6 protein-coding genes, 1 tRNA gene and 1 pseudogene are annotated in these 7642 nt (G+C 41.6%); 1 reads left to right on the top strand and 7 read right to left on the bottom strand.

Annotated elements, in window-relative coordinates; all coding sequences use genetic code 11:
• The first annotated feature begins 390 nt into the window (after nt 1–390).
• Nucleotides 391–906 carry a GNAT family N-acetyltransferase gene (locus V7K73_RS00570; protein WP_334876158.1) on the top strand — a complete coding sequence of 172 codons (516 nt, stop codon included), beginning with the start codon at nt 391–393 and terminating at the stop codon, nt 904–906.
• Here the strand turns inward: V7K73_RS00570 and V7K73_RS00565 are convergent.
• The 7 genes and pseudogenes from V7K73_RS00565 to V7K73_RS00535 form a co-directional block, all read right to left on the bottom strand.
• Entirely contained in the window at nt 848–1789 is a 942-nt protein-coding gene (locus tag V7K73_RS00565) for a sensor histidine kinase (RefSeq protein ID WP_334876156.1), read from the bottom strand. The genes V7K73_RS00570 and V7K73_RS00565 overlap by 59 nt on opposite strands.
• A 421-nt stretch (nt 1790–2210) precedes the next feature.
• Complete coding sequence (locus tag V7K73_RS00560; protein WP_334876154.1) at nt 2211–2810, bottom strand: L-threonylcarbamoyladenylate synthase; 600 nt, start codon at nt 2808–2810, stop codon at nt 2211–2213.
• Between the two features lie 433 nt (nt 2811–3243).
• Nucleotides 3244–3732, bottom strand: a pseudogene (locus tag V7K73_RS00555) (RHO alpha subunit C-terminal catalytic domain-containing protein); the annotation flags it as partial.
• Nucleotides 3733–3972: 240 nt separating this feature from the next.
• Complete coding sequence (gene prmC, locus V7K73_RS00550) at nt 3973–4860, bottom strand: peptide chain release factor N(5)-glutamine methyltransferase (protein ID WP_334876152.1); 888 nt, start codon at nt 4858–4860, stop codon at nt 3973–3975.
• A gap of 25 nt (nt 4861–4885) precedes the next feature.
• Complete coding sequence (locus V7K73_RS00545) at nt 4886–5692, bottom strand: Tic22 family protein (RefSeq protein ID WP_334876150.1); 807 nt, start codon at nt 5690–5692, stop codon at nt 4886–4888.
• 682 nt (nt 5693–6374) lie between these two features.
• Nucleotides 6375–6448, bottom strand: a tRNA-Pro gene (locus tag V7K73_RS00540).
• A gap of 297 nt (nt 6449–6745) precedes the next feature.
• On the bottom strand, nt 6746–7297 hold the full coding sequence (locus V7K73_RS00535; RefSeq protein WP_334743965.1) for a GNAT family N-acetyltransferase: 552 nt from the start codon (nt 7295–7297) through the stop codon (nt 6746–6748).
• Nucleotides 7298–7642 lie beyond the last annotated feature (345 nt).

The raw sequence follows: 7642 nt of genomic DNA, 5'->3' as shown, positions 1-7642 counted from the left end.
GTTGCGCTTTAGCGCATCTTTATCCGGATGCGCTAAAGCGCAACTACGAGCGAGTGATGATTATTTGCGCCCACTTACTTAAGCTAAAAATCTTTTAATTTGCATCCTCAAAAAAATGAATCTCTTGTGGGGTAGGGCGATTTGCCCGCCCTAGTTGTGCAAATTAAATGCGCGACAGCTTAGAGCCTCCGGCACGCTTTGTGCGTTCGTAATTATGTTTTGTAATGGGGATTTAACCCCAGCACAAAACAAAATTTTTATTGAACCGAGGGACTTAAACCCACGGACAGCAGTTAAACTTTCTTTCTCGTTGAATATATATACGTACAGCAATTTCTTGCAAAATATGACTTAACCATACAAAGATATATCCAAAGGTAGATGCCATACATGACCGATTCTCAGATTAAATTTAGCGAACATCTGCGCTGCGCCAAAGGCGATGTCTACGACGGGCTACGCCAGAGCAAGTCTGAAATTGACCTTTATCAACTGCAAGAACTGTTAAACGTTTCAGCTTTTTGGGCAAAAGGTCGCAATATTGAAGATTTAGGTATAGCCATTGCCAACAGTGAGCCAGTGATTTCCGTTTGCCTTGGCGATCGCCTCATTGGCTTTGCTAGAGCAACATCTGATGGCATATATCGCGCCACAATTTGGGATGTTGTGATTCATCCAGAGTATCAAAGTCATGGGTTGGGAAGCAAGTTAGTAGAAACCGTTTTGAGTCATCCCCGCATGAGGCGGGTTGAGCGCGTTTACCTGATGACTACTCACCAGCAGGGTTTCTACGAAAAGATTGGTTTTCAACCCAACACTACCACTACGATGGTGTTACACAACCGACCTAATCTTGGTTTCGTTCCTGATACAGAAGTTCAGCTTCAGGAATCACTAGGGGGATAGAGATTTGTAGTCTGCTAATCTTTTGATGTGATTCCTTCGCAATTGTCAAGGGCAGGATTTCTAACTTTCCTCCCATAACTTCTACCAGAGTCTGATTGATTAATAGCCTCATTCCTGGGGAAAGAGCAGCGTTTCTTTGGTGAATCTGGATCGGCTGATCTTCAGATTTAATTAAATCAATTGGTTCGCTCCAGGGTATGGCATGGGTTGGTACATCCAACCAAATGTTTACAAAATTACTTGTAGGCACTGTGCTGCTAGAAATGCAGATGCTGCCTTCCTCCATTTGAGTAATAGCAGTATCTATTAAACTTATTAATATTTGGCGGAGCCAGAGGTGATCTGCCAAAACATAAATTTCTGGATCGGCGGGTAACAATTGCAAGGGAAAATTGCGATTGGCCGCCAGCATATAAGTTAATTTATGAACCTCTTCTAAAACTTCAGCTAAGGATCTAGGCTGAATATCTAATTTATTAGTACCGTGTTCAGTTCTAGCAACGCTGAGAATTTCATCCATCAGCTTGAGTAGCTTCAGGGTTCGCTCGTAAGCTTGGGCAATAAATTCTCGTTCTTCAGCCGGATCTTCACACAGATCCGACAAAATTAACTGATGCAAGCCGATCAGACCACTGAGGGGCGATCGCAATTCATGGGTAGTCCGCGCCAAAAAACCACCTTTAAACAGGCTCATTTCCCTTGCCATTTGGTATGCCAGCTGCGTTTGGTGTAGCTGTTGCGATATTGGTGGCATATCCTGTTCAGCTAATAGTCCTACTGGAGATGAGCTAGATGAAACATTAGGCGATCGCACAAATAACTGACGGAAAATCATACCTAGTGCTATTCCTGCTCCTAGATATATCCAGTTGCTCCAATTCATAATTTGGCAATTATTAACTTGTTAACTGACCACAACAGCGCAAACTAAAGTTCCAGATTTCTCTGTTGTTATACCATTTCACTTTAATAATGATACAAATACCTTCGTAGGGGCTTGTCTTTGCCCATTGGTGTCAACTTAAGTCTAGAAATGGCTTATCATGTTGGCTTTCTCACCCGCCCTGAACTGAAGTTCATGGCTCATAGCTCAAGTCTACTGAAGTAGACTAAAAATTTTTGCGGATATTTAGTCATCAAGAGATGACTTTAACTATAAGAGAAGGAACTTTAGTTCCTTGCAAGACAACACTTTCACGTTAAGTTGACAGCAATGGGCATTGGTTATGCCCCTACGATAAATCTATATATATCACCATTTTCGTGAATTGATATTAAAACCAGGAAGACAACATTATAGCGGTCTATATTTGGTTATCAGTGGAAATATCTAACTTTATCGCACCTTGCCGCAAAATCTGCCAATTTGTTCCTGTCCATTTAGCAACGGTAGAAGGTACACCCACCCCTGATATTTCACCCTGGTATTCTAAAGTCAAAACATTAGGAAACTGAACCTCAATTTCTGCCATCGTTTGCAAAGGCGGCTGACCAGAAAAATTGGCGCTAGTGGTGGCAAGAGGACCCGTTTGGGCCAAAATAGATTGAGCGATCGCACTGTTTGGGACTCGAATACCAATTGTTGTTGGATCGATAGGGTTCATGACTTTTGGCAGGCGCTCGCTTGCTGGTAAAACTAACGTCAGCCCTCCTGGCCAATATTTCTCTGCCAATTCTTGCCAAATCTTATACTCATTCTCACTACCTTTGACATACAGCCACAAATCCTCAGCACTAGCCGCCATCAAAATCAAAGGTTTATCCTGACTGCGTTGTTTAGCCGTAAAAATTAATCCGGCTTTTTCTGGTATCGCCGCAAGCGCAGGAACAGTATCAGTGGGAAAGCTCACCAAAAGACCGGCGCGTGCGCCAGCTATTAGGTCTGCGAGGTAAACTTGCGTCATCTTACTAAGTAAGTCGGGGAGAACAATTTAATATATATTTTGATTTGAGCTTAAATCAAATTCTTGCATAAGTTAGCCAAAAAGGAAAAGGACTCAAAATCCTTTCCCCCATTTTTGCATAAATATATTTATGCAAGATGTCTAATATTTATCAACCAGTAGCACGGTATTTAATTACTCGGTTAAATTAAATATTCAGAGAGAGATGCTCAAATAATCTTAGACATCCTCCAAAATTTAGACTAAAATCAACTAGCAGTTTTTTTCGCTTCAATCATTCCTAGTGTGGGAACTTTAACATCCCAAGCTAAACCTAATACTTCCAGAGTGCGGATTAACCACTACCCTAAATCAATTTGCCACCATGTCTCAAAATTGACAAACCTTGTCTAGCCACAGGCAAGCCGAGTCGCGCTAAGAACGTGGCTGTGTATTAGGGTTGGTAGTACTTCGACAAAACTTGATGGAAGTGAGAAATTCCATATTCAATGTCTGCAAGCTGAAGTACACCATAAGCTTTGGAATGAACACTTGCTTGTAGCGATCGCACCACCCTAAAGTCTTCATTTAACACCCGCTCAAATGCAGGTCGAAATTCATCCTGCTTATAAGGAAATGCTTCAATCTGTGCTTTTGTTTGATAAATAAAAACCTCAAACTTAGTTCTTGTGGGAGATAAAGGAGTCAGCCGAAAAACTGAAACTTTGTCTCTTGCGGTATTAATCATCAAATTGGGAAAGATGAAGCCTTGGTACGATTGTCCCCTTGATTCTCCTGAAAAAGCAGGGTGATCTTTGACAAAATCATCATCTATAAAGGGAACAAATATTTGATAGTGTCGCCCGGTTGGAGTATAAATAATATTCTTCGGATCGAAACACTTTAAACTTTGGGCATGAACAACTGACAAGTGATAACACTCGTACGTCCGCTCATTTTAAGATGGCAAGAGAAATTAGTGCCTTGAGGGAAAAGGAATAAGGGTATTTTCTAACCCAATTGCATTACGCTTCAGTAATCAAGGTAGTCTAAGAAGCAACTGATTGATTCGGGTTTGGCTATGGGGTAAACCGTAGAAATAAATTCTCTTGCAATTGTGATATTCCAGTGATATTGGAATGGCTAAAACAGATAGAGATAGGCAAATTGAGTAAGGGAAACCCTAACTTCTATAAGCTAGGGCAAAGCGTTCAATTCCAGCTAAATCAGCGTGAATTTGAATATTGTAATAGCTCCCTTGATTTTGTAAAAGTTCTCGCACTGTATCTGCCTGTCCAGCCATCATCTCAATTAGCCACACGCCACCAGGTTGCAAATAACTAGGGGAGATTTCTATTAAATGGCGAATGCAATCTAAGCCATCACTACCACCATCCAAAGCTAGATGTGGTTCATGGTTAACTACTTCTGGTTGCAGGGTAGGTAAGGTACTGGTGGGGATGTAAGGGGGGTTTGACACCATACCACTGAACTGACCTTTTAAGAATGCCAGTGGCTCCCACCAGAAACCTTGATAAAATTTAATTCTGTCAGCAAAACCTAAATTATGGGCGTTGGTTTGGGCGATCGCCAGTGCTGCCCAACTATAATCAACAGCATGAATTGTTGCTTTTGGCAAGACATCTGCTAATCCCAGTGCGATCGCTCCACTCCCGGTGCCTAAATCAGCCCAGTGTCCTGAAGCATTACTGGCAGATGCTAAAGCTAAATCAATTAAAAATTCTGTCTCTGGTCTGGGAATCAAAACCGCACTTGACACTGCAATTTGAAAGTTACGCCAAGGTGTAACTCCGGCAATATACTGCACTGGTAAGCGGTCATTTAATCGCCTCTGCCACAAACGGTCTAACTCTTCTAAAGGCAATTGCAGCTGAATTTGCGGCCAGTTTTTAAAGGACTCCAAACGCAGTGCCAAGCGGTCTAACCCAGCAACTTCTAAGAGCAGCCAATCTACCTCGCCTGCTGAGACATCAGTTGCTCGTGCTGCTTGTTGAGCAGTATTACGCCACTGCCAAAGTTGTAAACCAGATATTAGATGTTTCTCCCCCATGCCTCAACCTTAGATTGCATAACCGTTATTTTTTTGGAGTGGTTCTGGCAGCAGGAGATTGATTCGGTGCAAGCGAGCGAATAAAATTGATCGACTCCCGCGATGGATAGAGAACAATTTTATTTATACTAGGGTCGGTACTACTATTGAGAGCCTCCAAAACACCGTACAAATCCACCACCTGAATTTCAGTGTTGTCTGCTTCCTTAGGCACGGCTTTTTTGAATTCGTCTAACAAAGCTGTTGCTTGCTCTTTCTCAAAAAAGAAAGGGATATACCGCTCTTTGCCGTTGGGAAGGGGAATCGTCAAATAGCTATTATCTTTCTTAAATTTGGGTACAAATAAGGGAATACCATTAAATTGCTCCCCTTTTTTACCATTTTGATTCAGCATACTTGTTGCCGAAGCTACCTGTGCTTGCGTCGGTACTAAAGTATAAATTACAGAGTCTGATTTCTTTTTGCTTTCTTGGACTATTTTATAGTAGTCTGCCAAGGACAAAGGTCTAACCTCTAGGGTGCTTGCCAACTGGGGGTTTTCTTTTTTGAGCCGATTGTCAAGGAATTTTTGAGCATCTTGCTTGCTAATAAAAAATCCTACTTGCGAAATTGGCTTGGATGCGTTGTTCCTCGAAAGTACTACAAATTCGCCTTTAGGATTAGTTAGCGTGAATACAGGTACTTCTTGGAGCTTTTTCACTACCTGATCTTGTGGCAGTGCGATCGCTTCTTGATTGCTTATTCCTGGTAGATTGCCTATTCCTGAAAGCCCTGTTAAAAATACAGTGCCAGCTATACCCAATGTTGCGCCTAAGCGAATAAATGATTTCATGATTGCTCCTTGCATTAATAGTCCAATTAATTAAACAAATGGTTGGATGTTGCACAGCACCAACTAGCTTTAGTTATATAGCAATCTATTTCAATTGTAAAAAATTCATTGTGCGCGTTGAGGTCGAGCGTTAAGCGTGAGGCAGTCCGGTTTTGTTGTTCCAACAAAGAGGGACTGCCGTTCGCCCTTGGCGTGCCGGAGGCATACCCGGAGGGTCAACGGTCAAAATCCAATTATTCCGCAATTATTTAGGGTTGCTTATAGTAGCGTTTTGAAAAATCTACTGTGCTAAGGTTGTGTTTTTATGGATTTCGTTTTGTTATTCACCACGAAATGCTGTAGATGCCTATTATATGTTTTCTCAGACAGTCAAAAATCTCTCTGTTTCTCGACCTTGGAGTTGATAAATGCCATTTTATCTGGCTTTCTCTAATATCGAGTGACGCTATTACTTAATCAATCGTTCCATCGCGCTTGCTTTAATATCTTCTCAAATCTATACAAGGCTTAGTGCCAGGAATATCTTACTGCTTAAAACTGAAATTTGCCTGTTAGGCTTCAACACTTAACTCAACACTATAACAGGCAATTTGTTTTTATCGGAAAAAATTTATAATTTAATTGCACGTCTTAGCAAGAGAACTCTAGTCAATCGCCTTAGCCGTTAAATCTATTACTTAAATCGGGATGACAGGATTTGAACCTGCGGCATCCTGCTCCCAAAGCAGGCGCGCTACCAAGCTGCGCTACATCCCGTTTCGACTTATTTGCTTTTTGTGGTTTGGTTTTATGCCATCAAAGCGATCGCCCTTTACCAAAAGCATTAAGGTAACTATATCACATCAGACCGCTTATGCCTAATCTTTTTTATCCTTTGCCAAAGACAAGATAAATTACATTTTCACACTGATAAAGGTTTTTTGCCGACTTAGTTTACAAGATATATACTTGCGCCTTCGTCGGCCCAAAAAAAGCAAAACCACATCAAAATCATAGATCTTCGCTATTATACCTGATTTTATTGTGTAAATCGGGTTTGATTTTGATTAAGCGCTAGTGAGGATACCAGAACATGCCTTTAATGCCTTCCGGATCAGCCATAAACCCCATAGTTCGGTAGAAATCTACAACATGGGGGTCAGCGAAGAGAGTGACATTACTAATTTCTTCACTCCTAAGTTTTTTGAGAACGTATTTCATCAGTGCCTTGCCCAGTCCTTGACTTTGAAAGTCTGGGTGAACCACGACATCCCAAATAGTGGCATTAAACGCGTGATCTGAGGTAGCACGGGCAAAACCAATGAGCCGCTTTTGGTTTCCTCTCACCTGCCACATTGAGGCGACAAGAAAACTATGCTCAATAGCTTTTTTAACTTTTCTTAGAGGACGGCGCGACCAACCAACTGCATCACAGAGTTCTTCTAGCTCATAAAGGTCAATGTCTCGCTCCGTACTGAAGACGATACGAGTCTCCTTTGAAGATGCTTCGCTAATGCTGCTGGGGTTGGAGTTGCCCGCAGTATCGGCTCTATATTCTTCAAAGGGGTTTGTCCTACTAGGTGCTACAGATTCAGGAGTACTAAACCAAGTTTTCCAAAAACCCATGCCAACGTGGTTCGGGTAGTATAACTGAATTGGTTTCCACTCTCAGGAGTGTTGATTCACGTCTAACATAGCTAGCCCATTTACTACCTTTTACACTCAAATTTTTTCGGTTGTTTTCGGGATTTGCAATGGTAACAGCCAGTTAGGGCGTGTTTCACACCAATCATTTTCAACTTTAGCATTTTGTTGTAGAGGCTAGGAGAAATTCACCAAAAGGGTAAGGATATAAATACAGCAGTTTTCTTTTGCATACAGGACTTACGCAACTGGCACAAGCGATCGCTAAATTTTAGTACATCTGTATTGTCAAAATGATCCAATTGGCACAGGGCGATCGCTAATTAA

This window comes from Nostoc sp. (assembly GCF_036916975.1).
In the GTDB taxonomy this organism is placed as follows: domain Bacteria; phylum Cyanobacteriota; class Cyanobacteriia; order Cyanobacteriales; family Nostocaceae; genus Nostoc.
Note: the sequence above shows the minus strand (reverse complement) of the source record. Positions and strands in the feature narration are given on the sequence as shown.